The sequence below is a fragment of the Pseudomonas sivasensis genome (assembly GCF_021391435.1).
Classification (GTDB): Bacteria; Pseudomonadota; Gammaproteobacteria; order Pseudomonadales; family Pseudomonadaceae; genus Aquipseudomonas; species Aquipseudomonas sivasensis.
On sequence record NZ_CP090029.1, the window covers coordinates 1,356,721 to 1,381,254 of the forward strand.

The following is a 24,534-nucleotide window of genomic DNA, read 5'->3' on the forward strand; positions in this document are numbered from 1 at the left end:
GTTGCGAAGAGACCCCAGCTCTTTGTTTGAAAAGGCCGGGCCTGCTACGCAGTCCAACGCGGGGCAAGCCCGCTCGCCACAGGTCGTGTGTTGCTTGGGCAGTTAGAACGCGATGGAGGTCTGCACGTACACCGTGCGTGGCTCACCGACGTATTTGCCCTTGTTGTTATCGTCGAACGAGCGCGTGAAGTATTGCTTGTTGAAGATGTTCTTCACGCCGACCGCCACGTTCAAATCCGACAGTTGCGGGCCGAAATCATAGGCCGCGCGGCTGCTGAACAGCATGTAGCCGGGGATGCGTCCGTTGGCACCGTCGGCGCTCTCGGCCTCGGTGTTGGCGTTATCGGCGAACTGGCTGCTCTGGTAGCTGCTGTCCACATTGAGTTTCCAGCGCCCTTCGGTGTAACCCACGCCGAGGGTGCCTTTGTGCTTGGACGAGAAGGGCACGCGGTTGCCTTTGTTCGGGCCGTCTTCGCGGATGGTGGCGTCGACGTAGGCGTAGGTGGCGTACACATCGAAACCGGCCAACGCCGGGCTCAAACCATCGAGGGCGTAGTTGACGCTGGTTTCGATACCCTGGTGGCGTGTCTCACCCCGGGCGATTACCGAGTCGTTGGTCTGGTTGCTTTCATACTGGTTATCGAAGTTGATCAGGAACGCACCGATCTCCGCGCGCAAGGTGCCGTTGTCATAGCGGGTACCCAGTTCCCAGGTGCGGGCTTTTTCCGGTTTGACTTCACCGCTGGTGACGCGGTTGGGCATCTGGCTGTACTGCACGCTGCCGAATGAACCTTCGGTGTTGGCATACAGGTTCCAGTCGTCGGTCAGGTGATAGAGCACGTTCAACGCCGGCAGCGCGGTGTTGTAGTCGCCTTTGTATTTGACGTTGGTCAGATTATTGCTCTGCTGGGACTCGATCATCTCGTAGCGAATGCCCGGGGTGATGGTCCACTTGCCGATATCAATCCGGTCATCGACGAAGAACGCATTGGCTTCTGTGCCGCCACGGGTGTCGCGGTCGTTGCGGCTGTCAGTCGTGGGGATTTGCTGGTTGTTGGCCGAGATCGGCGTGCGGTAGCGCAACTCGTGACCCGCTTCGTTGATGTAGCGGTAGCCGACGCCCACTTCATGGCTGGTCGGGCCGAGGTCAAAGCCCTGGGCGAAGCGGGTTTCCACGCCGCGCACCCAATACTCACGCGGTGACAGCGACAGGAACGTGCCCTGGTCCAGATAACCGCTGCGCAGGGTCTTGGTGAAGAAACTGTTGACGGTGAATTCTCGACGATCCTGTTCGTAGCGGTAGCCGACGTTGAACATCGTGCGGCGGCCCCAGAATTTGTCGTAGGGGCGGGTGGACTGATACGGATCGGCCTTGTAGTTCGCCACGTTCAAACCGCCGGGCATATCGGCCTGGCCTTCGTAGTACTGCGCCATGGCGTTGAAGCTATTGGCGTCGTCGAGCTGGTATTTGCCCTTGAGGATCAAATCGTCGATGCGCGTGTTGCTGTTTTCGCGCCAGTCGCCACCCCGGGTGCCGGAATACAGAATCGCGCCGCCAAGGCCATTGTCGGCCGTGCCGCCGGCCAGCAGGTTGCCGGTGGTCTTGAAGCCGTCGTGGCTGGATGACGGGCTGGTTTCAGTCTGCAAGCCGCCTTTGACCGTGGGCGCATCCGGGATCGCGCGGGTCACAAAGTTGACCACGCCTCCGACGTTCTGCGGGCCGTAACGCACGGCGCCGCCGCCACGTACCACGTCCACCGCGTCCATGTTGCCCATGCTGATCGGTGCGAAGGACAGTTGCGGCTGGCCATACGGCGCGAAGGGCACCGGGATGCCATCCATCAATACGGTGGAGCGCGACGCCAGGCGCGGGTTGAGTCCGCGAATGCCAAAGTTCAGCGCCATGTCGTGGCTGCCGGTGCCGTTGTTGTCCGGAGCGTTGACGCCGGGGATGCGGTTGAGCACGTCCTTGGCTTGGGTGGCGCCTTGGCGTTCGAACTCTTCGCGGCGGATCACATCGCGGGCGCCGGGGTGTTCGAACACATTGGTTTGTGCCGCATCGCCGAGCCAGTCGCCGACCACGCTGGAAGTCGCCAGCTCTACCGCAGCCGGTGCGTTTACCGGTTGCAGGCTGAAGGCGTTGTCACCTTCAGGGCGGGCCTCCAGGCCTGTGCCTTCCAGCAGTTTTTGCAGGCCTTCGGTGGTGCTGTAGCTGCCGGACAAACCACGGCTCTGCATGCCCGCCGTGATTTCGGAACCGAAGGAAATCAATACGCCGGCTTCGCGACCAAACTGATTGAGGGCCGCTTCCAGCGAGGTCGGGGCAATGTGATAAGGCTTGGGGTCGGCGGCCATCACCGGGGGCAATACTGCGAAACTGAGGCTGGCTCCCAGTAACAGTTGGCGCAAGGTGCGGGCGATTAGGGTCGGCTGCTGGGGCATGAAGAGCGGTCCTGAGAAGGAAGGATCAAGGTGGCTTTCCTTCTCTGTCACGCGAGGTGTGGAAAACGGCTCACAGGTACAGAAAATAATTTCAGGCGCGCGCCTGCACTGTCACCCAATAGCGGGAAAAGCGCCGCACTTTCACCGGCAGGCTGACTTCCAACAGGTTGAGAATGCGTTCGCTGTCGTCCAGCGGGTAGCTGCCAGAGATCAATAAATTGGCAACCTGCGGATCGCAATTGACCTGGCCGCGACGATAGCGGCCCAGTTCGCCGAGGAAATCTTCCAGGCGCATGTGTGCAGCCACCAGCATGCCGTCGGCCCAGGCGCCGCTGTTGGCGTCGGTGGGGCGCGGGGTGTCCCAGCCTTTGCGGGTGAAATTGACTTGGCGCGCCGCTTCGACTGTCAGCGGCAGTCCGCTGTAGGTGTTCGGCATCACCTCGACTTGGCCGTCGAGCACCGCCAGCTGGGTGTGGTCGTTGAACTGACGTACGTTCAGGCGCGCCGCTTGGCTGCTGAGCAGGCCCTGGCCGGTAAGGACGCGCAATGGCGTGTTGCCCGCGATGCCGTTCAGCATGATCTCGCCTTCGAGCAGTCGGATCAGCCGTTGCTGGCCATCAAAATGTACATCTACGGCACTGCCGGTATTGAGCTGCAACTGGCTGCCGTCGGCCAATTGCACCTTGCGGCGTTGGCCCACCGGGCTGCGGTAGTCGGCGGTCAGGGGCGGCAGAATATGCTGCTGGCGCAGGCTCCAGGCGGCTGCCGAGCCAGCGCCGAGGATCAACAGCAACTTCAGCGCCTGCCGCCGGCTGGTAGACGTCGGCGCATTCAACGCGGCGTGAGCCAGGGGCGAGGGCATGCCGCGCAGGCGCTGGTTAACGCGCTGGATATGGTCCCAGGCGCGCTGGTGCTCGCTGTGGGCATTCAGCCAGTGTTGCCAGGCGGCCTGTTGGCGTGGGTTGAGCGCGCCTTGCTGCATTTCCATCAGCCAGCGCACGGCCTGTTCGGCGACTTGGGTCGAGACGTTCATAGGGCAAAGTAGCAGCGCATGGCGGCTTTATTCAGGTGGCGTTTGACGGTGGCAATGGAAATGCCCAGTTCAGCGCCGATCTGCGCGTAGGTCAGGCCATCGAGCTGGGCCAGCAGGAACGCGCGCTTGACCTGTGTGGGCAAGCCGGCTAGCAGTTGATCCAGCTCGACCAGGGTTTGCAGGATGATTGCGCGTTCTTCTTCCGACGGCGCCACGTGTTCGGGCATTTGTGCGAGGGCGTCAAGATAGGCGCGTTCGAGGTCCTGGCGGCGATAGAAGTTGAAGAGCACGCGCTTGGCCACGGTGGTGAGAAACGCGCGCGGCTCGACCAGCGTGGGCGTTTCCCTTGCAGTGAGTACGCGGACGAAGGTGTCCTGCGCCAGGTCGGCAGCACTTTCCGGGCAGCCGAGCTTGCGTCGCAACCAGCCGGTGAGCCAGTGGTGATGGTCGTTGTACAGAACTTCGACGGGGTTGGACGGGCTCAACGCAAACACTCCGCAAATATCGGCATGCTTTAGAGAACAAGAATTGTTCGCATTGTATGGCCCGAGACCCGGTTCGGCAATCCGGCAAAGCAGGTGTTTCATCCGTTCTCTTTTGCTTATGAGAATATTTATCATTAATATTGCGCGCTGATGAACCTGGCGCCTCCCGCATGAAAAGCAAAACTTCGCTTCCCGCGCTCTACCGCTTGGCCGTCACCTCCCGCGTGCTGGCGGCCGTGGTCGGTGGCTACCTCATGGCCTCCCTCGCCGCCATCTGCCTGGCATTGTGGATGCCAACATCTCGCGCCGACGCCGTGATCACCGGGATGATGAGTTCATTTGTGTTCTATTTGCTGGCCGTACTCTGGTGCTTCGCCTGCCGTACGGCTTGGCGCGCCTGGTTTGGCGTGATGCTGCCGAGCGCAGTCTTTGCCGCTTTGGCGGGTGTGGGCTTGTGGATGGTGCGCACATGAAGGAGGGATTTCGCCAGGCCATGGCCTGGCTGCATACCTGGGCGGGCTTGATCTTCGGCTGGCTGCTGTTTGCGATTTTCCTGACGGGCACGCTGTCTTACTTCAAGGATGAGATCAGCCACTGGATGCAGCCCGAGGTCCAGGCTCATCCGTTGGACAATGCGCGCAGCCTCAGCGTCGCGCAAACCTACCTGCAGCAGGTGGCACCCACAGCGGCACGCTGGTTTATCACCCTGCCGGATAGCCGCGACCCCGGCCTGTCGGTCATGTGGCAAGACAAGCTCGACCCCGGCCGCCGCGGCAATTTCATGCGCAAAACCCTCGACCCCGTCAGCGGCCAAGCCGTAGAGGCCCGCGAAAGCATGGGCGGGGATTTCTTCTACCGTTTCCACTTCCAATTGCAAATGCCGCACCCCTGGGGCCGCTGGCTGTCCACCCTCGCTGCGATGGTGATGTTCGTGGCGCTGATCACCGGCATCATCACCCACAAGAAAATATTCAAGGACTTCTTCACCTTCCGCCCCCGCAAAGGCCAGCGCTCCTGGCTCGACGGGCATAACGCGGTGGGTGTGCTCGTGCTGCCGTTTCACCTGATGATCACGTACAGCAGCCTGGTGATCTTTATGAGCATGGTGATGCCGGCGCCGATCATGGCCTCCTATGGCAACGATACCCGCGCATTTTTCAACGAGATATTCCCCGCGACCAACAACGCGCCGGCGTCGGGGCAACCGGGCAAATTGGCGCCGCTGCTGCCAATGTACGAGCAAGCGCGGGCGCAATGGGAGGGTGGCCACGTGGGGCGGATCGGGGTGAATAACCCCGGTGATGTCAACGCTTCGGTCAATGTGTTCCGCGCAAGTTCCGACAGCGTGGTGCATGAATTCGACAGCATTGTGTCGTTTAACGGGCACACCGGCGAACTGTTGCGGGCCAGCGACGGGCAATCGTTGACCGCCATGGTCGGCGGCAGTTTCTACGGCCTGCACATGGGCCATTTCGCTGGGCCGGTGCTGCGCTGGTTGTACTTCATCTGCGGCCTGGCAGGCACTGCGATGATCGGCACCGGGCTGGTGATCTGGCTTGGAAAGCGCCAACTCAAACATGCCAAAACCGGTGTGATGCCGTTTGAGTTGCGACTGGTGGAAGTGCTGAATATCGCCAGCATGTCCGGTTTGCTGATCGCCGTTGCAGCGTTCTTCTGGGCCAACCGCCTGCTGCCGGTGAGCCTCGCCGAACGCTCCGATTGGGAAGTGCAGACCTTCTTTATCGCTTGGGGCCTGAGCCTGTTGCACGCCATTGTGCGTCGTGGGCGCCAGGGTTGGGTCGAGCAATTGAGCGTCGGTGCGTTGTTGTTTGCCGCGGTGCCACTGCTCAACGCAATCACCACCGACCACGCTTTGGGCGTGTCCCTGGCCCGTGGTGACTGGGCGATGGCCGGCTTTGATCTGACCTGTCTGGGCAGCGGCGTGTTTCTCGCCTGGGCGGCGTGGAAGATGCACCACCGCACGGCACCGCAGCCCAAGGCTGAACGGGCGCGTCCGCTCAACCTCAAGCAAGAGGCCAATTGAATGCTCCTCGCGCTGCTGATGTGCTATGCCGGGTTTACCGCTCTGTGCCTGTCCACCGATCGCCATCACGGCGAACTGCTGCACAGCAAGCCATCGCCTCGTCGACGCCTGGGTTTGCGTGTGGCTGGCGGTTTGCTGCTTGCCGTCGCGATCTGGCCCGCCGTGAGCGTGGCTGGCTGGGGCCTGGGATTGGTGGAGTGGTGCGCTGTATTGATGCTCAGCGCGCTGCTGCTGGTGTTGCTGTTGCCGTATCGGCCAAGGCTGGCCTTGATCCTCGCGGGCGTCGGCCTGATGGCCAGCCCCGTTGCGGCCTTCGCCACCCTCTGAGCCCAAGCCATGATGATCAGCACCCCACCCGAATCCCAGGACAGCTCGCAAGCTGATGCGGCGGGTGGGCGTGCGCATTTTCTGCAGGTGTTTCTGTCCCAGCGTTCGCAGATGGAAGCCTTGGTGAGTCGACGTGTAGGCTGCCGCGCCACGGCGGCTGATCTGGTGCAGGATCTGTTTCTACGCTTCTGGCGCCGGCCGCTGGTGCAGGTCGAAGAGCTCAGCACCTACCTGCTGCGCTGCGCCGGCAATATCGCCATCGACCACCTGCGCAGCGAAGGCGCGCGGGTGCGCAGCAGCGAAGGTTGGTTGCCCGAGCAGCAGGACAACCAGGGCTCTGAACCCCAGGCCGCACTGGAAGCGGGTAACGACCTGCGCCATGTCGAAGCCGCCTTGCGCAGCCTGCCCGAGCGCACTCGGCAGATTTTCCTGCTCAACCGCATCCATGGCCGCAAATATGCGGAAATCGCCAAGGCCATGGGTCTGTCCCAAAGTGCCGTGGAAAAACATATGATGCGTGCCCTCGAAGCTTGCAAGGCCAGCCTTCGCGACCCATCGCCTCCACGCACGCCAGGGAAAGCACCGTGAACGTCACCCCCACGCCCGAGCAGGAACACGCCGCACTGGCCTGGCTGAGTCTGTTGCACGACCAACCCAGCAGCGGCGACCAGGCGACGTTCAGCCACTGGCTGCGCGCCAACCCGGCACACGTCGAGGCTTACGCCCAGGCTCAGGTGCTCTGGGAGCTGAGCGAAGTACCTGCACGCGCCCTGGCGGAAGAAGAAGCCCTGGCATTGCAGGGCTACCTCAATACGATGAACACCGCGAAGCGTTCACGTGTCGTGCGCTGGTCCGGCGCCCTGGCCATGGCTGCCTGCCTGCTGTTGATGGTGTCCATGGGCGCAGGTTGGCAGCCGTCGCGTTGGGTCGATGATTTCGGCGCCGATTACGTGACGGCGCCAGGAGAAATAAAAACCGTCACCCTGGCGGATCAATCTCAAGTCACCCTGGATGCCGACAGCGCGATTGCCGTGGATTTCAGCCACGGCGAGCGGCATATCCAGCTGCGCCGCGGCGCCGGTTTTTTCAGCGTGACCCACACCGGCGAGTCCTTTGTGGTGGGGGCGGGCAGCGGTGAAGCGCGGGTGCTCGGCACACAATTCGAAGTGCGCCTGCAACCAGCGGGCGCTCAAGTGACGGTGTTGTCGGGGCGGGTCGGCGTGACGCCGTCGGAGCAGGGCCAGCAGCAAATTCTGACGGCAGGTCAGCAAGTGGCTTACGCCGATGGCATTGCCGATCCCCTGCACGCGGTCGACAGCGAATCGCGCCTGGCCTGGCGCGACGGCTGGCTCAACTACTACAAGGCACCGCTCGCCGATGTGGTGAAGGATTTGGGGCGTTACTACCCTGGCCGCATCCTGCTGCTCAACGAAGATATGGGCGCTAAGCGGGTCAGTGGCAGCTTCTCGAGCAAAGACCCGCAGGCCGTGCTGAACGCGTTGCAGGCAGTGCTGGGGTTTGAACAGCACAGCCTGCTGGGACGGGTGATCGTGGTGCGCTGATTATTTCAACGCCGCCATGATCGCCTCAGGGTTGTAATCGCGAATCAGCGTCCCATTCACATCCACAAACGGAATCCCGCCACCGCCCAACGCCTCATACGCCTTGCGCGCAGGGGCGTCCTTCTCGATGTCGAAGGCCTGGTACGGAATACCTTTCTGATCCAGGAAGCGCCGGATCTGCTTGCAGTAGCCACACCACTCGGTGGCATAGAGCACCACCCGCGCCGAAGTGCGGACCTGCTCTGAAACCACCTGCGACGGGTTGAATAGCCGCTCGATCTTGCCCCAGTTCTGGATAACCACCACCACCAGCAACACCAACAGGACTTTCTTGAGAACCCCGCCGAGCATCAGTTACGGCGCTTGAGCTGGTCAGTCAGTTGGGTCGGCAGGCCCTTGATGATCAGGGTGCCAGCGGCTTCGTCGTACTCAATCTTGTCGCCCAGCAGGTGCGCTTCAAAACTGATCGACAGCCCTTCGGCGCGCCCGGTGAAGCGGCGGAACTGGTTAAGGGTGCGCTTATCGGCGGGGATTTCCGGCGAGAGGCCGTAGTCCTTGTTGCGGATATGGTCGTAGAACGCCTTTGGTCGATCTTCATCGATCAAGCCCGACAGTTCTTCCAGGCCCATGGGCTCGCCTAGCTTGGCCTGGCTGCTGGCGTAGTCCACCAAGGTTTTGGTTTTCTCGCGGGCGGACTCGTCCGGCAGGTCTTCGCTTTCCACGAAGTCGCTGAAGGCCTTGAGCAGGGTGCGGGTCTCGCCCGGACCGTCGACGCCTTCCTGGCAGCCGATAAAGTCGCGGAAGTACTCCGAGACTTTCTTGCCATTCTTGCCTTTGATAAACGAGATGTACTGCTTGGACTGCTTGTTGTTCTGCCACTCCGACACGTTGATCCGTGCGGCCAGGTGCAGTTGGCCCAAGTCCAGGTGGCGCGACGGAGTCACGTCCAGCTCGTCGGTTACCGCTACGCCTTCGCTGTGGTGCAGCAGGGCGATGGCCAGGTAATCGGTCATGCCTTGCTGGTAGTGGGCGAACAGTACGTGGCCGCCGGTGGAGAGGTTGGATTCCTCCATCAGCTTCTGCAGATGCTCAACGGCGGTGCGGCTGAAGGTGGTGAAATCCTGGCCACCCTCGAAATATTCCTTCAACCAGCCACTGAACGGGTGCGCGCCGGACTCGGCATGGAAGAAACCCCAGGCCTTGCCTTGTTTGGCGTTGTAGCTCTCGTTGAGGTCGGCAAGCATATTCTCGATGGCGGCGGATTCGGAGAGCTCCGAGTCGCGTGCGTGGAGAACTGCGGGCGTGCCGTCGGGTTTTTTGTCGATCAGGTGGACGATGCAATGACGGATCGGCATAGGCTTCTCGGCTGGTTGAAGGGGAGCGATTGGCCTCCCCGAAAAGTCGCCCAGTGTACCGCACCCATTGGTCAAGACGCGCTTCGAAGGGCGTTTTGGGTGGGGTCCGACCGGGTATATTCCTTTTTTTGACGGTTTAGAGCGATAAAGCTGACCAAATGGGTAGGTAGAGGCGGATATTTCCCCGTCTCTGTGCTAGTTTTGCCCCGTCTTACGCCAAGTCTCGGCGTTAAGCGTGCATTCAGCATCTGTCAGGTCGAACCAATCCCCGTTTCAAGCATCTATAACCCCGTTCTCCGAGGTTATAAGCCTGGGGTGCCAGGCCTAGACGGTCGGGCTCGACGGCTGACACTGCACTCTGCAATCCATATGAATTTGATAGGGAAGGAACACCACAATGGCTATTACTAAAGACCAACTGATCGCTGACCTGGCTGAAGCAGTAGACGCACCGAAAACTACCGTGCGCGCTCTGCTGGACCAACTGAGCCAAGTTGTTGCTGATCAGCTGGAAAACGGCGGCGAAATCACTCTGCCAGGCGTTGGCAAACTGAAAGTGACCGAGCGTCCAGCCCGTACTGGCCGTAACCCTTCGACTGGCGCTGCCATCGAAATCGCTGCCAAGAAAGTTATCAAGCTGGTTGTGGCCAAAGGCCTGACCGACGCTGTTAACAAGTAAGACGCAGCAAAAAAAAACCGTGCTCCGGAGCAATCCGGGCACGGTTTTTTGTTGCCTGCGATTTATTAATCGCGAACCCAGCGTTGGCGCCAGATCTGCTGCTCGTTCTTGGTCTGGAAAGTCCAGGCCACGAAACGGCTTTGCTTCTGGCCCTGGGACATCTCCACCACCTGGCTTTCCAGCACGCCGGCTTTTTTCAGGGCTGTCTCAATGGCGGGCAAGTTCGACGCTTTTGATACCAGGGTGCTGAACCACAGCACCTTATGGGCAAAATTCGCGCTTTCAGCGATCAACTGCGTCACGAACCGCGCTTCACCGCCTTCACACCACAACTCGGCCGACTGGCCACCGAAGTTCAGCACCGGCAATTTGCGCTTGGGATCAGCCTTGCCCAGCGCGCGCCACTTGCGTTCGCTGCCCTTGGTGGCTTCGTCCATGGACGCATGGAAGGGCGGGTTGCACATGGTCAGGTCAAAGCGCTCGCCAGGTTCCAGCAGGCCCAACAGGATGTGCTTGGGGTTGTTTTGCTGGCGCAGTTGGATGACCTTGCTCAGGTCGTTGGACTGCACGATGGCCTTGGCAGCGGCTACGGCGATAGGGTCGACTTCCGAGCCAAGGAAGTTCCAGCGGTACTCCATGTAGCCAATCAGCGGATAGACGCAGTTGGCGCCCATGCCGATGTCCAACACCTTGACGATGGAACCACGGGGAATCTTGCCGTCGTTGACGCTGGCCAGCAGATCGGCGAGGAAGTGCACATAGTCCGCACGCCCCGGCACCGGCGGGCATAGGTAATCCTGCGGGATATCCCAATGCTGGATGCCATAGAACGACTTGAGCAACGCCCGGTTGAATACCCGCACGGCGTCAGGGCTGGCGAAGTCGATGCTTTCCTTACCGTAGGGGTTGAGGATCACGAATTTCGCCAGTTCCGGCGTGGTCTTGATCAGCGCCGGGAAGTCGTAACGGCCTGTGTGGCGGTTGCGCGGGTGCAGGGTGGCCTCTTTGCGCGGCGCGACGGGTTTGGCCGTGGCAGCGGTTTTAGGCTTCTTGCGCGGAGGTTTGGGCGTAGTGGGGGCGGTCATGTTGATTCTGGTGTTGGCTCAAAGTGGTGGGCATTGTCACACATCTTGAGCCTGACCCGGGCAAATGTGGGAGGGGGCTTGCCCCCGATGGCGGTGTGACAGTCAAAGATATTCAGGCTGATGCACTGCTATCGGGGGCAAGCCCCCTCCCACATTGACCGGGTTCGCAAATAAAAAAAGAGACCCGAAGGTCTCTTTTTTCACGCTGATTCCACCTTACAGGCTGGAAATCCGCGCATGTTGCTCCGCCAGCTTGCCCAGAGCCTGTTCGGCCTCGGCGAGCTTGGCGCGCTCTTTCTCGATCACTTCAGCTGGCGCCTTGTCGACGAATGCCGCGTTGGACAGCTTGCCGCCCACCCGCTGCACTTCGCCCTGCAGGCGCGCAATTTCTTTGTCGAGACGGGCCAGCTCTGCGCCCTTGTCGATCAAACCGGCCATTGGCACCAGCACTTCCATGTCGCCAACCAGCGCGGTAGCGGACAACGGTGCTTCGGCGCCGTCAGCCAAGACGGTGATCGACTCCAGCTTCGCCAGTTTCTTGAGCAGTGCATCGTTTTCGGTAAGGCGACGCTGGTCCTCGGCACTGGCGTTCTTCACGAACACCGCCAACGGCTTGCCCGGCCCGATGTTCATCTCGGCGCGGATGTTGCGCGTGCCGAGCATCAGGGTCTTGAGCCATTCGATATCGCTTTCAGCGGCTTCATCGATGCGTGCTTCATTGGCCACCGGCCAAGGCTGCAGCATGATGGTCTTGCCTTCGATACCGGCCAGCGGCGCGAGGCGCTGCCAGATTTCTTCGGTGATGAACGGCATGAACGGATGCGCCAGGCGCAACGCCACTTCCAGCACGCGTACCAGGGTACGACGGGTGCCGCGCTGGCGTTCGACCGGTGCGTTTTCGTCCCACAGCACGGGCTTGGACAGCTCCAGGTACCAGTCGCAATACTGGTTCCAAATGAACTCGTACAAGGCTTGCGCGGCCAGGTCGAAACGGAACTGGTCGAGTTGGCGGGTCACTTCGGCTTCGGTGCGTTGCAGCTGCGAGATGATCCAGCGGTCGGCCAGGCTCAGCTCATAGGCTTCGCCGTTCTGGCCGCAGTCTTCACCTTTATCCAGCACGTAGCGCGCGGCGTTCCAGATCTTGTTGCAGAAGTTGCGATAGCCTTCGACGCGGCCCATGTCGAACTTGATGTCGCGACCGGTAGACGCCAACGAGCAGAAGGTGAAACGCAGGGCGTCGGTGCCGTAGCTGGCGATGCCGTCAGCGAACTCGTCGCGTGTCTGCTTTTCGATCTTCTTTGCCAGTTTCGGCTGCATCAAGCCCGAAGTGCGCTTCTGCACCAGGGTTTCCAGGTCGATGCCGTCGATGATGTCCAGCGGGTCCAGAACGTTGCCCTTGGACTTGGACATTTTCTGGCCCTGGCCATCGCGCACGAGGCCGTGTACATACACGGTCTTGAACGGAACCTGCGGCGTGCCGTCCTCGTTCTTCACCAAGTGCATGGTCAGCATGATCATCCGGGCAACCCAGAAGAAAATGATGTCGAAGCCGGTCACCAGCACGTCGGTGGAGTGGAATTTCTTGAGGAATTCGGTCTGCTGCGGCCAGCCCAGGGTGGAGAACGTCCACAGGCCAGAGCTGAACCAGGTATCCAGTACGTCGTTGTCCTGTTGCAGCGCCACGTCCGGGCCGAGGTTGTGCTTGGCACGCACTTCGGCTTCGTCGCGGCCTACATAGACCTTGCCCGACTCGTCGTACCAGGCCGGAATGCGGTGGCCCCACCACAGTTGACGGCTGATGCACCAATCCTGGATGTCGCGCATCCACGAGAAGTACATGTTTTCGTACTGTTTAGGTACGAACTGGATACGGCCATCTTCTACGGCAGCAATCGCAGGCTCAGCCAGCGGCTTGGTGGACACGTACCACTGGTCGGTCAGCCACGGCTCGATCACGGTGCCGGAGCGGTCGCCCTTCGGCACTTTCAGGCCGTGGTCGTCAACGCTGACCAGCAGGCCGGCGGCATCGAAAGCGGCCACGATCTGCTTGCGTGCTTCGAAACGGTCGAGGCCGGCGTATTCGGCCGGGATCTTGCCGTCGATGCTTTCGTTCAGCGTGCCGTCCAGGTTGAACACCTGGCAGGCCGGCAGTACGGCGGCATTTTTATCGAAGATGTTCAGCAGCGGCAGGTTGTGGCGCTTGCCGACTTCGTAGTCGTTGAAGTCGTGGGCCGGGGTGATCTTCACGCAGCCGGTGCCGAATTCGGGATCGCAGTAGTCGTCCGCGATGATCGGGATACGACGGCCAACCAATGGCAGGTCGACGAACTTGCCGATCAGTGCCTGGTAGCGTTCGTCGTTCGGGTTAACCGCGACGGCGGCATCGCCGAGCATGGTTTCCGGACGGGTGGTGGCGACGATCAGGTAGTCGTTGCCTTCAGCGGTCTTGGCGCCGTCGGCCAGCGGATACTTAAGGTTCCACAGGAAGCCTTTCTCGTCGTGGTTTTCCACTTCGAGGTCGGAAATCGCCGTGTGCAACTTGGTGTCCCAGTTGACCAAGCGCTTGCCGCGGTAGATCAGGCCGTCTTCATGCAAGCGCACGAAGGCTTCTTTCACGGATTCGGACAGGCCGTCGTCCATGGTGAAACGCTCGCGGCTCCAGTCGACGGACGAGCCCAGGCGACGGATCTGACGGCTGATGTTGCCGCCGGATTGGTCTTTCCATTCCCAGATCTTTTCCAGGAATTTCTCACGGCCCAGGTCGTGACGGCTTTGGCCGGTGGCTTCGAGTTGGCGCTCCACCAGCATCTGGGTGGCGATACCGGCGTGGTCGGTGCCCGGTTGCCACAGGGTGTTACGACCCTGCATGCGGCGGAAACGGATCAACGCATCCATGATCGCATTGTTGAAGCCATGGCCCATGTGCAGGCTGCCAGTGACGTTCGGTGGCGGAATCATGATGGTGTAGGACTCGCCCGCACCTTGCGGAGCGAAATAGTTCTCGGACTCCCAGGTGTTGTACCAGGAAGTTTCAATAGCGTGCGGCTGGTAGGTCTTATCCATGCGCGGCGGGACCCTAGTTGGCATATATTCAGGAAAGCCGGCAAGTATAACGGGGGATAGGGCGCAGGGCGAGGCGAAGACGGGCTAAAGGCGTGCGCTGGTCAATGTGGGAGGGGGCTTGCCCCCGATGGCAATGTGTCAACCATACATGGGCTGGCTGATACACCGCGATCGGGGGCAAGCCCCCTCCCACAGGGGGTCTATGCACGGTTTAAGACTGGTACTGGCTGAGCAACCGTTCCATTCGCGCATCCATTCGGCGCTTGATCTCGGTTTCGATATGCGGGGCAAAGTCGTCGATCACGTCTTGCATGATCAATTGCGCGGCGGCGCGCAGTTCGTTGTCTAGATGCAGCAGCAGGGCGTCGGGGGTTTTCTCGGCAGCGGCGGCAACGGGGGCTGGTTCTACGACGGGCAGTTCGACCGGTGCCGGCGCAGGTTTGCCGCCCACCATGTCAAACAGCAACGGAATCTGTACCTCGCCGTCGACCGGTTCGGTCAGCAGCGGCGGTTGCAAGCCATCATCACCCAGCAACTGACGGATCGACTCCAGGTCGTCCAGCAGGTGGTCATCTTTTTTTACAGGGTTGGAAGTGTCCATCGTGTGCTCAAAGTCGTTGTAGCCGGTGATCTTGCAAAGGATAGCCCTGTTCGCGGTAGAAACGGAAACTCTCCCGCGCGGCCTGACGAATAGCCGGATCTTCCACCACCACTTCCGCCACACGGGCAAAGGCCTTGGCGAACGGCTGTACTTTCAGGTCCAGGTTGACCAGCAGGTCATGGTGATCGCCGCAGCTGTCACCCAGCCCCAGCACTATCAGACCTTCAGGTTCTGATTCGGCAGGGCCGTGGGGCACGAAGCTTTCACCCTTGAAGCGCCACAGGCGGGCGTCGAGCTCGTCGCGTTGAGCGGCATCGCTGCAGTGCAGGTAGATGCGATGGCCCATGCGCCAGGCTTTTTCGGTGAGTTTGCAGGCAAAGTCCAGGCGCGCGAGCGGGTCGGCGCTGGGCAATATATAGAAGTCGACTTGGGTCATTGCGGTTCCTGAGACCGGAGCGGCGTGATGGCCGCCCCGGCATCTTCAGTTTCAGGCCTTTGCGCGATCCAGCAGGTACTGGGTCAGCAGCGGAACCGGACGGCCAGTGGCGCCCTTGTCCTTGCCGCCGCTGGTCCAGGCCGTGCCGGCGATGTCCAGGTGCGCCCAGTTGAAGTTCTTGGCGAAGCGCGACAGGAAGCAGGCAGCGGTGATGGTGCCGGCTTTCGGGCCGCCGATGTTGGCGATGTCGGCGAACGGGCTGTCCAGCTGTTCTTGGTATTCATCGAACAGCGGCAGTTGCCAGGCGCGATCGTCGGCAGCCTTGCCCGCGCTGAGCAGTTGCTCGATCAGCTCGTCGTTGTTACCCAGCAGGCCCGACGTGTGGGAGCCCAGGGCAACGATGCACGCACCGGTCAGGGTGGCGATGTCGATTACGGCTTGCGGCTTGAAGCGCTCGGCGTAGGTCAGGGCATCGCACAGCACCAGGCGGCCTTCGGCGTCGGTGTTGAGGATTTCGACGGTCTGGCCGCTCATGGTGGTGACGATATCCCCTGGGCGGGCAGCGCCGCCGCTCGGCATATTCTCGGCGCAGGCCAGGATGCACACCAGGTTGATCGGCAGCTTGAGCTCCAGTACGGCACGCAGGGTGCCGAACACGCTGGCGGCGCCGCCCATGTCGTACTTCATCTCATCCATGCCCGCGCCCGGCTTGAGGCTGATGCCGCCGGTGTCGAAGGTGATCCCTTTGCCGACCAGGGCGTAAGGCTTCTCGGACTTCTTGCCGCCGTTGTATTGCATCACGATCAGGCGTGGTGGCTGGTCGCTGCCCTGGCCCACGGCGTAGAACGAGCCCATGCCCAGTTCCTTGATCTTTTTCTCGTCCAGCACTTCAACTTTCAGGCCCTTGAACTCTTTGCCCAGCGCCTTGGCTTGCTCGCCCAGGTAGGTCGGGTGGCAGATGTTCGGCGGCAGGTTACCCAAGTCGCGGGTAAACGACATGCCGTTGGCAATCGCGGTAGCGTGGGTTACGGCGCGCTGAACTTCAGCCTGCGCGGCCTTGATGGTCAGCAGGGTGATTTTCTTCAGGGCGCGGGGTTCGGCTTTCTGGCTCTTGAACTGGTCGAAGATATAGCCGCCGTCCACCAGGGTCTCTGCCAGCAGGCGCGTCTTGCCGTAGCTGTCGCGGCCTTTGACCACGATTTCGTCGAGAGCCAGTGTCGCATCGCCACCGCCCAGGCCCTTCAGGGTGCTGAGGATGCCGCTGATGATCTTGCGGAACGGGCGGTCGCCCAGCTCAGCGTCTTTGCCCACGCCGACCAGCAAAATGCGGTCGGCCTTGAGGTTAGGCAGGCTCTGCAACAGCAGGCTCTGACCGACTTTGCCGGCCAGGTCGCCGCGCTTGAGCACGGCGCTGATGGCGCCGCCGCTGAGTTCGTCGAGTTGCTTGGCGGCCACGCCGAGCTTGCGGCCTTCGCCGATGGCGACCACGAGGGTGGCGGTTTTCAACGTTTCGGGGCTAACGCTTTTTACAACCAATTCCATTTTCGGGTCCCTTATAAAGGTCTGAGAGCCTGGTATTTGTATCCAGGCTTTAAAGCGTGGCAGCTGTGTAAACCGCCAGCGACAAAGGCCGCAGTTTGAACCTCGCCGGCGGAGCCTGACAACCCTTCGTACGCGCTTTGTACCCGCGTATGAGGTTGCGCAGTGACAGGCGCGGTCAATCACAGGATAATGCGCCATCTTTTTAATCGGCCCTGCGTAAAGGGGCTGACTCGGTATGCTTGCTTGTTTGGCCGCCTTAGCCTGACAACCCTGGAGTGTCTGGTTTGATTGTCTTCCGTTATCTATCCCGCGAAGTCCTGTTGACCCTGAGTGCCGTGAGTGCGGTCCTGTTGGTCATCATCATGAGTGGTCGTTTCGTCAAATACCTGGCCCAAGCCGCTTCGGGCGCCCTGGATCCAGGCTCGTTGTTCCTGATCATGGGCTTTCGCCTGCCGGGGTTCCTGCAACTGATCCTGCCGCTGGGCCTGTTCCTCGGGATCCTGTTGGCCTACGGTCGTTTGTACCTCGAAAGCGAAATGACTGTGCTCTCGGCCACCGGCATGAGCCAGCAGCGTCTGCTCGGGATGACCATGATCCCGGCAGCCGGCATCGCGCTTATCGTCGCCTGGCTGAGCCTGAGCCTGGCCCCCCAGGGCGCCATGCAGTTCCAGCTGGTGCTGAACAAGCAGGACGCGATGACCGAGTTCGACACCCTTGAACCGGGCCGCTTCCAGGCACTCAATGACGGCACGCGGGTCACCTATACCGAAACCCTGACCGAAGACCGTGCCAACCTGGGCGGGGTGTTCATCTCCGAGAAGCGCCTGGGCCAGGACAAGAAAGACCGTGGCATCTCCGTGCTGGTGGCCGAGTCCGGTCGCCAGGACGTGCGTCCCGATGGCAGTCGCTACCTGATCCTGGAGAACGGCTATCGCTATGACGGCAGTCCCGGCCAGGCCGACTACCGCGCCATCAAGTACGACACTTACGGCGTGTTGCTCGCCCGTCCGGATGTCAGCGACGAGGTGACTGACCGCGACGCCATCCCCACGAAGGATTTGTTCGGCAGCAAGGAACTGCGCTCCATTGCCGAGCTGCAATGGCGTATTTCTCTGCCACTGCTGGTGTTTATCGTGACCTTGATGGCCGTGCCGTTGTCGCGCGTCAACCCACGTCAGGGCCGCTTCCTCAAGCTGTTGCCAGCGATCCTGCTGTACATGGCTTACCTCACCATTCTGATTTCCGCTCGCGGCTCCCTGGAGAAGGGCAAGCTTTCGCCGACCCTGGGGTTGTGGTGGGTGCACGGGATCTTCCTGGTGATCGGCCTGGGCCTGCTCTACTGGGAACCTATCCGTTTGAAAATGTTGAGCCGTCGCGGCCAGAAGGAGTTGGCTCGTGGCTAAGCTCGATCGCTACATTGGTAGCAGCGTCCTGATCGCCATTCTGGCGGTTCTGGGCATCATCCTGGGCCTTGCCTCGTTGTTCGCCTTCATCGATGAAGTGGGCAACGTGAGCGACACCTACACTGTGTGGGATGTACTGAGCTACGTGGCACTCACCGCGCCGCGTCGGCTCTACGACATGATGCCGATGGCTGCGCTGATCGGCTGTCTGATTGGCCTGGGCAGCCTGGCCAGCAACAGCGAACTGACCATCATGCGTGCCGCCGGGGTGTCCATCGGCCGTATCGTCTGGGCGGTGATGAAGCCCATGTTGCTGCTGATGCTGTGCAGCGTGCTGATCGGTGAATACGTCGCACCGCCGGCCGAAACCACCGCCCAAGCCAACCGCGCCCTGGCGCAGGGTTCGGGCGATGCGCAAAGCGCCAAGCATGGCCTGTGGCATCGCCAGGGTGATGAGTTCATCCACATCAACGCCGTGCAACCGGGCGGCCTGTTGATCGGTGTGACGCGTTACACCTTTGATAAAGAACGTCACATGCTGTCGTCCAGCTTCGCCAAACGTGCGCAGTACAGTGGCGAAAAATGGCAACTGACGGACATCACTACCACTCACTTCCGCAATGTCGGCCAAGGCACCAAGGCCAGCACCGAAGTGATCAATGAGCCAAGCGAAGAGTGGGACATCGCTCTCAAGCCGGAATTGCTCAACACCGTGGTGATGATTCCGGAAAGCCTGCCTATCTCTGGGTTGTGGAGTTACATCCACTACCTCAAGGAGCAAGGGCTGAACAACGGTCGTTACTGGCTGGCGTTTTGGGTCAAGGTGTTGCAGCCAGTGGTAACCGCCGCGCTGGTGTTGATGGCGATCTCGTTCATCTTCGGCCCATTGCGTTCCGTGACCCTGGGTCAGCGTGTGTTTACTGGCGTGTTGGTGGGTTTCACATTCCGCATCGCCCAGGACCTGCTAGGCCCGTCGAGCCTGGTATTCGGTTTCTCCCCGCTGTTTGCGGTGCTGGTGCCGACCGCCATCTGCGCCCTGGCCGGGTTCTGGCTGCTACGCCGAGCTGGCTGATACCGCGCTTATGCACAAAAAATGCCCCGCTCGAATGAGTGGGGCATTTTTGTTCTGGTCAGCAAAGATGACGTCTGGCCGAAGCTTCAGGTACAATTCCCGGCTATTTTTCAGCGGGCAATCTGCCTGCAGCCTTTTTGAGTGTTGATCCGTGAGTGATTTGAGTCATATCCGCAATTTCTCCATCATCGCCCACATTGACCATGGTAAGTCGACGCTGGCCGATCGATTCATCCAGATGTGCGGCGGCCTTGCCGAGCGTGAAATGGAAGCCCAGGTACTGGATTCCATGGACCTCGAACGCGAGCGCGGGATCACCATCAAGGCCCACAGCGTTACTCTGTACTACACCGCCAAAGACGGTATCAAGTACCAGCTGAACTTCATTGACACCCCGGGCCACGTCGACTTCACCTATGAAGTCAGCCGTTCCCTGGCGGCCTGCGAAGGTGCGCTGCTGGTGGTGGACGCGGGTCAGGGCGTTGAAGCCCAGTCCGTGGCCAACTGCTACACCGCCATCGAGCAAGGCCTGGAAGTGATGCCGGTGCTGAACAAGATCGACCTGCCACAGGCCGATCCGGACCGCGTCAAAGAAGAAATCGAAAAAATCATCGGCATTGACGCCACCGACGCCGTCGAGTGCAGCGCCAAGACCGGCCTGGGCGTTGACGAAGTGCTCGAACGCCTGGTCAAGACCATTCCTGCCCCCACCGGCAACTACGAAGATCCGCTGCAAGCGTTGATCATCGATTCCTGGTTCGACAACTACCTGGGGGTTGTTTCCCTGGTACGTGTACGCCACGGCCGTGTGAAGAAGGGCGACAAGATCCTGGTCAAGTCCACCGGCAAGATCCACCTGGTGGACAGCGTCGGTGTATTCAACCCGAAACACACTGCAACCACTGATCTGAAAGCCGGTGAAGTAGGTTTCATCATCGCCGGTATCAAGGACATCCACGGTGCGCCGGTGGGTGACACCCTGACCTTGAGCTCCACCCCTGACGTCGACGTGCTGCCGGGCTTCAAACGCATCCAGCCGCAGGTTTACGCCGGTCTGTTCCCGGTCAGCTCCGATGACTTCGAAGACTTCCGCGAAGCGCTGCAGAAGCTGACCCTCAACGACTCGTCGTTGCAGTACACCCCCGAAAGCTCCGACGCCCTGGGCTTCGGTTTCCGTTGCGGCTTCCTCGGCATGCTGCACATGGAGATCATTCAGGAGCGCCTTGAGCGCGAATACGACCTGGACCTGATCACCACCGCGCCAACGGTTATTTTTGAGCTGGCGCTGAAAACCGGTGAAACGATTTATGTAGATAACCCGTCCAAGCTCCCAGACCTGTCTTCTATCGAAGACATGCGTGAGCCGATCGTGCGCGCCAATATCCTGGTGCCGCAGGAACACCTGGGCAACGTCATTACCCTGTGTATCGAAAAACGTGGCGTGCAGCACGACATGCTGTTCCTCGGTACCCAGGTGCAAGTGACCTACGATTTGCCGATGAACGAAGTGGTCCTGGACTTCTTTGACCGTCTCAAATCCACCAGTCGCGGCTATGCTTCGCTGGATTACCATTTCGATCGTTATCAATCGGCTAATCTGGTGAAACTGGATGTGTTGATCAACGGCGACAAGGTTGATGCCCTTGCACTGATCGTGCACAAGGACAACGCGCACTACAAAGGTCGCCAGTTGACCGAGAAGATGAAAGAACTGATTCCGCGCCAGATGTTCGACGTCGCGATCCAGGCCGCTATTGGCGGGCAGATCATTGCACGGACCTCCGTCAAGGCTCTCAGAAAGAACGTACTGGCCAAATGCTACGGCGGTGACGTAAGCCGTAAGCGCAAGCTGCTTGAGAAGCAAAAGGCCGGTAAAAAACGCATGAAGCAAGTGGGCAACGTGGAAATTCCACAAGAAGCCTTCCTTGCGGTGCTCAGGTTGGATAGTTAGGTCCTATGTCGCTAAATTTCCCGCTGTTGCTGGTCATCGCCGTTGCCGTTTGTGGTCTCCTGGCGTTGCTCGATCTGGTGTTCTTCGCCCCGCGTCGGCGGGCGGCTATCGCGTCCTATCAGGGCAGCGTCAGCCAGCCCGATGTCGTGGTGATCGAGAAGCTGAACAAAGAGCCTTTGCTGGTTGAGTACGGCAAGTCGTTCTTCCCGGTGTTGTTCATCGTGCTGGTGCTGCGTTCGTTTCTGGTGGAGCCGTTTCAGATCCCTTCGGGTTCGATGAAACCTACCCTGGACGTGGGCGACTTCATCCTGGTGAACAAGTTTTCCTACGGGATTCGCCTGCCGGTGATCGACAAGAAGGTCATCGAAGTCGGTGATCCGCAGCGCGGTGATGTGATGGTGTTCCGCTATCCAAGCGACCCGAACGTCAATTACATCAAGCGTGTGGTGGGCCTGCCGGGCGACGTGATTCGCTACACCAGCGACAAGCGCCTGTTGATCAATGGCGAGTCGGTGGCCGAGAAACTGCTCGGTTCCGAACCGAACAGCCTGGGCAGCGCCGAGCTGTACCAGGAAAAACTCGGTGCGGTAGAGCACGAAATCCGCAAGGAAATGAGCCGCTACCGCGCCATGCCTGATGGAGAGTGGAAAGTGCCAGCCGGGCACTATTTCATGATGGGCGACAACCGTGACAACTCCAACGACAGCCGCTACTGGGATGACCCGAGCATTCCCAAGGAGCTGCTTGGCATGGTTCCCGACCAGAATATCGTCGGCAAGGCCTTCGCGGTCTGGATGAGCTGGCCGGAACCCAAGCTCAGCCACCTGCCGAACTTCTCGCGGGTCGGGCTGATCAAGTAATACAAGCGGCGCTGTGAACACAGCGCCGACTGCTTTTCTGGGGCTTGGACAATTCCGGCTCCAGGCTGTAACCATCAGGATTTGAATTTGAACACTGCGTCAATCGTCGATGGCCGCCGGTGCCACCCACTAGATATGCAGCAACTAGGTATGGATAAACCGTGACCGTTTCGCTAAGTCGTTTAGAGCGCCAGCTCGGCTACACCTTCAAGGATCAGGAATTGATGATCCTTGCCCTCACACACCGCAGCTTTGCAGGGCGTAATAACGAGCGCCTGGAATTCCTCGGTGACGCCATTCTCAATTTCGCCGCCGGTGAGGCGCTGTTCGAACGCTTCCCGCAAGCGCGCGAAGGCCAGCTGTCGCGATTGCGCGCACGTCTGGTAAAGGGTGAGACCCTGGCCGTACTGGCCCGTGGTTTCGGCCTGGGTGAGTACCTGCGCCTGGGGTCGGGCGAATTGAAAAGCGGTGGCTTCCGTCGCGAGTCGATCCTGGCCGATGCCCTCGAAGCCTTGATCGGCGCGATTTACCTCGATGCAGGTATGGAAACGGCCAAGGAGCGCGTGGTCGCCTGGCTGGCTTCGGAGATTGAAAGCCTTACGCTGGTCGACACCAACAAAGATCCCAAGACCCGCCTGCAGGAATACCTGCAGTCCCGTGGTTGCGAACTGCCACGCTACGAAGTGGTGGATATCCAGGGTGAGCCCCATTGCCGCGTGTTCTTCGTGGAATGTGAAATCACCTTACTGAATGAAAAAAGCCGAGGTCAGGGTGTGAGCCGTCGTATTGCCGAACAGGTAGCGGCCGCTGCAGCACTGATTGCCCTGGGCGTGGAGAATGGCCATGACTGATTCAACCGCAACACGCTGTGGCTATGTTGCCATCGTTGGCCGCCCGAACGTGGGCAAGTCCACGCTGCTGAACCACATCCTCGGTCAGAAGCTCGCGATCACCTCGCGCAAGCCTCAGACCACTCGCCACAACATGCTGGGCATCAAGACCGAAGGCGCCGTGCAAGCGGTCTACGTCGACACCCCGGGTATGCACAAAGGTGGCGAGAAAGCCCTGAACCGCTACATGAACAAGACCGCATCGGCGGCGTTGAAAGACGTCGACGTGGTGATCTTCGTGGTCGACCGCACCAAGTGGACTGACGAAGACCAGATGGTCCTTGAGCGTGTGCAGTACGTCACCGGCCCATTGATCGTCGCGCTGAACAAGACCGACCGCATCGAAGACAAAGCCGAACTGATGCCGCACCTGACCTGGTTGCAGGAGCAACTGCCGAACGCCCAGATCATGCCGATCTCGGCCCAGCACGGTCATAACCTCGAAGCCCTGGAGCGCGTGATCGCTGGCTACCTGCCGGAGAACGAGCACTTCTTCCCGGAAGACCAGATCACCGACCGCAGCAGCCGCTTTCTCGCCGCTGAACTTGTCCGCGAGAAAATCATGCGCCAGATGGGTGCTGAGCTGCCGTACCAGATCACCGTCGAAATCGAAGAGTTCAAGCAACAGGGCAAAACCCTGCATATCCATGCGCTGATCCTCGTCGAGCGTGACGGCCAGAAGAAAATCATCATTGGCGACAAGGGCGAGCGCATCAAGCGCATCGGCACCGAGGCGCGCAAGGACATGGAATTGCTCTTCGATTCCAAGATCATGCTCAACCTGTGGGTGAAGGTGAAAGGCGGCTGGTCCGATGACGAGCGCGCTCTGCGTTCCCTCGGTTACGGCGACCTGTAAGAACACCGCAGGGCAAAAAATGTGGGAGGGGGCTTGCTCCCGATGGCGGTGAGTCAGTTAATAAATAAGTGACTGACACACTGCCATCGGGGGCAAGCCCCCTCCCACATTAGGTTTGTGTAGTTTTCAAAAAATGCATTCCAGCAGTGAGCACCCATGTCCCAACCCCCCAGCCAACTCGCCTACGTCCTGCACAGCCGCGCCTACCGCGAGACCAGCGCGCTAGTGGATTTCCTCACGCCCCAAGGCCGCCTGCGCGCGGTGTTGCGTAGCGCGCGGGGCAAGGCGGGGACATTGGCGCGGCCCTTCGTGGCGTTGGACGTGGAGTTTCGCGGCAAGGGCGAGCTGAAAAACGTCGGCCGCCTGGAAAGCGTCGGCACTTCCGCCTGGCTCAATGGCGATGCGTTGTTCAGTGGGCTCTACCTCAATGAGCTGCTGATCCGTCTGTTGCCCGCCGAAGACCCGCACCCGGCTGTCTTTGATCACTATGCCGCCACTTTGCTGGCCCTGGCCGAAGGTCGCCCTCTGGAGCCGCTGCTGCGTGCCTTCGAATGGCGTCTGCTCGATGACCTGGGCTACGGCTTCGAGCTGAGCAACGACCTGCACGGCGACCCCGTCGCCGCCGACGGCATGTACCGCCTGCAAGTCGACGCGGGTCTTGAGCGCGTCTACCTGCTGCAACCCGGCCTGTTCCAGGGCACCGAACTGCTGGCCATGAGCGATGCCGACTGGAGCGCACCCGGTGCGTTATCCGCCGCCAAGCGCTTGATGCGTCAGGCCTTGGCCGTGCACCTGGGCGGACGGCCGTTGGTCAGCCGCGAGTTGTTTCGAAAGCCCTGATCTCCCCG

General features: G+C 60.5%; 23 protein-coding genes. 13 read left to right on the top strand and 10 right to left on the bottom strand.

From position 1 onward, the window contains the following. Positions 1-102 precede the first annotated feature (102 nt). From fecA to LRO94_RS06050, 3 genes are all read right to left on the bottom strand, one after another. Positions 103-2,442, bottom strand: a complete 2,340-nt coding sequence (gene fecA, locus LRO94_RS06040) for a TonB-dependent Fe(3+) dicitrate receptor FecA (protein WP_179179488.1) — start codon at positions 2,440-2,442, stop codon at positions 103-105. A gap of 91 nt (positions 2,443-2,533) precedes the next feature. Next, on the bottom strand, positions 2,534-3,475 hold the full coding sequence (locus LRO94_RS06045; protein WP_179179487.1) for a FecR domain-containing protein: 942 nt from the start codon (positions 3,473-3,475) through the stop codon (positions 2,534-2,536). Beyond that, complete coding sequence (locus tag LRO94_RS06050; RefSeq protein WP_095183908.1) at positions 3,472-3,960, bottom strand: sigma-70 family RNA polymerase sigma factor; 489 nt, start codon at positions 3,958-3,960, stop codon at positions 3,472-3,474. Before LRO94_RS06050 ends, LRO94_RS06045 begins: the two co-directional genes overlap by 4 nt. Positions 3,961-4,130: 170 nt before the next feature. On the opposite strand from LRO94_RS06050, the gene LRO94_RS06055 reads away from it, so the two are divergent. The 5 genes from LRO94_RS06055 to LRO94_RS06075 are packed head-to-tail and all read left to right on the top strand — an operon-like array spanning position 4,131 to position 7,893. Next, entirely contained in the window at positions 4,131-4,433 is a 303-nt protein-coding gene (locus LRO94_RS06055; protein ID WP_032886421.1) for a DUF3649 domain-containing protein, read from the top strand. After that, positions 4,430-6,004, top strand: a complete 1,575-nt coding sequence (locus tag LRO94_RS06060; protein WP_179179486.1) for a PepSY-associated TM helix domain-containing protein — start codon at positions 4,430-4,432, stop codon at positions 6,002-6,004. The genes LRO94_RS06055 and LRO94_RS06060 overlap by 4 nt, the downstream gene beginning before the upstream one ends. Then, complete coding sequence (locus tag LRO94_RS06065; protein WP_032886424.1) at positions 6,005-6,331, top strand: DUF3325 domain-containing protein; 327 nt, start codon at positions 6,005-6,007, stop codon at positions 6,329-6,331. It abuts the gene before it with no gap. A gap of 9 nt (positions 6,332-6,340) precedes the next feature. Continuing rightward, positions 6,341-6,919, top strand: a complete 579-nt coding sequence (locus LRO94_RS06070) for an RNA polymerase sigma factor (protein ID WP_032886425.1) — start codon at positions 6,341-6,343, stop codon at positions 6,917-6,919. After that, positions 6,916-7,893, top strand: coding sequence for a FecR family protein (locus LRO94_RS06075; RefSeq protein ID WP_179179485.1), 978 nt, complete (start codon positions 6,916-6,918; stop codon positions 7,891-7,893). The genes LRO94_RS06070 and LRO94_RS06075 overlap by 4 nt, the downstream gene beginning before the upstream one ends. Here the strand turns inward: LRO94_RS06075 and LRO94_RS06080 are convergent, their stop codons facing one another. Together LRO94_RS06080 and yejK are read right to left on the bottom strand one after the other, a co-directional pair. Next, complete coding sequence (locus tag LRO94_RS06080) at positions 7,894-8,244, bottom strand: glutaredoxin family protein (protein WP_032886428.1); 351 nt, start codon at positions 8,242-8,244, stop codon at positions 7,894-7,896. Further along, positions 8,244-9,248: a nucleoid-associated protein YejK gene (yejK, locus tag LRO94_RS06085; protein ID WP_032886429.1), complete on the bottom strand. Its 1,005-nt coding sequence runs from the start codon at positions 9,246-9,248 to the stop codon at positions 8,244-8,246. Before yejK ends, LRO94_RS06080 begins: the two co-directional genes overlap by 1 nt. A gap of 397 nt (positions 9,249-9,645) precedes the next feature. On the opposite strand from yejK, the gene LRO94_RS06090 reads away from it, so the two are divergent. After that, entirely contained in the window at positions 9,646-9,927 is a 282-nt protein-coding gene (locus LRO94_RS06090) for an HU family DNA-binding protein (RefSeq protein ID WP_003188840.1), read from the top strand. A gap of 65 nt (positions 9,928-9,992) precedes the next feature. Here LRO94_RS06090 and rlmF read toward each other — a convergent pair whose 3' ends face one another. The 5 genes from rlmF to LRO94_RS06115 all read right to left on the bottom strand — a co-directional run bounded on the left by rlmF (position 9,993) and on the right by LRO94_RS06115 (position 16,654). Next, on the bottom strand, positions 9,993-11,012 hold the full coding sequence (gene rlmF / locus LRO94_RS06095) for a 23S rRNA (adenine(1618)-N(6))-methyltransferase RlmF (protein ID WP_095183912.1): 1,020 nt from the start codon (positions 11,010-11,012) through the stop codon (positions 9,993-9,995). 216 nt (positions 11,013-11,228) lie between these two features. After that, positions 11,229-14,075, bottom strand: a complete 2,847-nt coding sequence (locus LRO94_RS06100; RefSeq protein WP_032886432.1) for a valine--tRNA ligase — start codon at positions 14,073-14,075, stop codon at positions 11,229-11,231. A gap of 211 nt (positions 14,076-14,286) precedes the next feature. Beyond that, on the bottom strand, positions 14,287-14,676 hold the full coding sequence (locus LRO94_RS06105) for a hypothetical protein (RefSeq protein ID WP_032886434.1): 390 nt from the start codon (positions 14,674-14,676) through the stop codon (positions 14,287-14,289). A gap of 7 nt (positions 14,677-14,683) precedes the next feature. Beyond that, positions 14,684-15,112, bottom strand: coding sequence for a DNA polymerase III subunit chi (locus LRO94_RS06110; protein ID WP_179179484.1), 429 nt, complete (start codon positions 15,110-15,112; stop codon positions 14,684-14,686). A gap of 51 nt (positions 15,113-15,163) precedes the next feature. Then, entirely contained in the window at positions 15,164-16,654 is a 1,491-nt protein-coding gene (locus LRO94_RS06115) for a leucyl aminopeptidase (RefSeq protein ID WP_032886438.1), read from the bottom strand. 284 nt (positions 16,655-16,938) lie between these two features. On the opposite strand from LRO94_RS06115, the gene lptF reads away from it, so the two are divergent. The 7 genes from lptF (at position 16,939) to recO (ending at position 24,526) form a co-directional block, all read left to right on the top strand. Continuing rightward, positions 16,939-18,057, top strand: coding sequence for an LPS export ABC transporter permease LptF (lptF, locus tag LRO94_RS06120; RefSeq protein WP_032886439.1), 1,119 nt, complete (start codon positions 16,939-16,941; stop codon positions 18,055-18,057). Continuing rightward, on the top strand, positions 18,050-19,129 hold the full coding sequence (gene lptG / locus LRO94_RS06125) for an LPS export ABC transporter permease LptG (protein WP_032886442.1): 1,080 nt from the start codon (positions 18,050-18,052) through the stop codon (positions 19,127-19,129). Before lptF ends, lptG begins: the two co-directional genes overlap by 8 nt. 151 nt (positions 19,130-19,280) lie before the next feature. Next, positions 19,281-21,080 carry a translation elongation factor 4 gene (gene lepA, locus LRO94_RS06130; RefSeq protein ID WP_003210439.1) on the top strand — a complete coding sequence of 600 codons (1,800 nt, stop codon included), beginning with the start codon at positions 19,281-19,283 and terminating at the stop codon, positions 21,078-21,080. 5 nt (positions 21,081-21,085) lie between these two features. Beyond that, the gene (lepB, locus tag LRO94_RS06135; RefSeq protein ID WP_032886444.1) at positions 21,086-21,940 is read left to right on the top strand and encodes a signal peptidase I; all 855 of its coding nucleotides are present in this window, start codon (positions 21,086-21,088) and stop codon (positions 21,938-21,940) included. Between the two features lie 161 nt (positions 21,941-22,101). After that, complete coding sequence (gene rnc, locus LRO94_RS06140; protein WP_032886446.1) at positions 22,102-22,791, top strand: ribonuclease III; 690 nt, start codon at positions 22,102-22,104, stop codon at positions 22,789-22,791. Continuing rightward, the gene (gene era / locus LRO94_RS06145) at positions 22,784-23,686 is read left to right on the top strand and encodes a GTPase Era (protein WP_032886448.1); all 903 of its coding nucleotides are present in this window, start codon (positions 22,784-22,786) and stop codon (positions 23,684-23,686) included. The genes rnc and era overlap by 8 nt, the downstream gene beginning before the upstream one ends. 156 nt (positions 23,687-23,842) lie before the next feature. Further along, positions 23,843-24,526: a DNA repair protein RecO gene (recO, locus tag LRO94_RS06150; protein ID WP_032886455.1), complete on the top strand. Its 684-nt coding sequence runs from the start codon at positions 23,843-23,845 to the stop codon at positions 24,524-24,526. Positions 24,527-24,534: the final 8 nt, after the last annotated feature.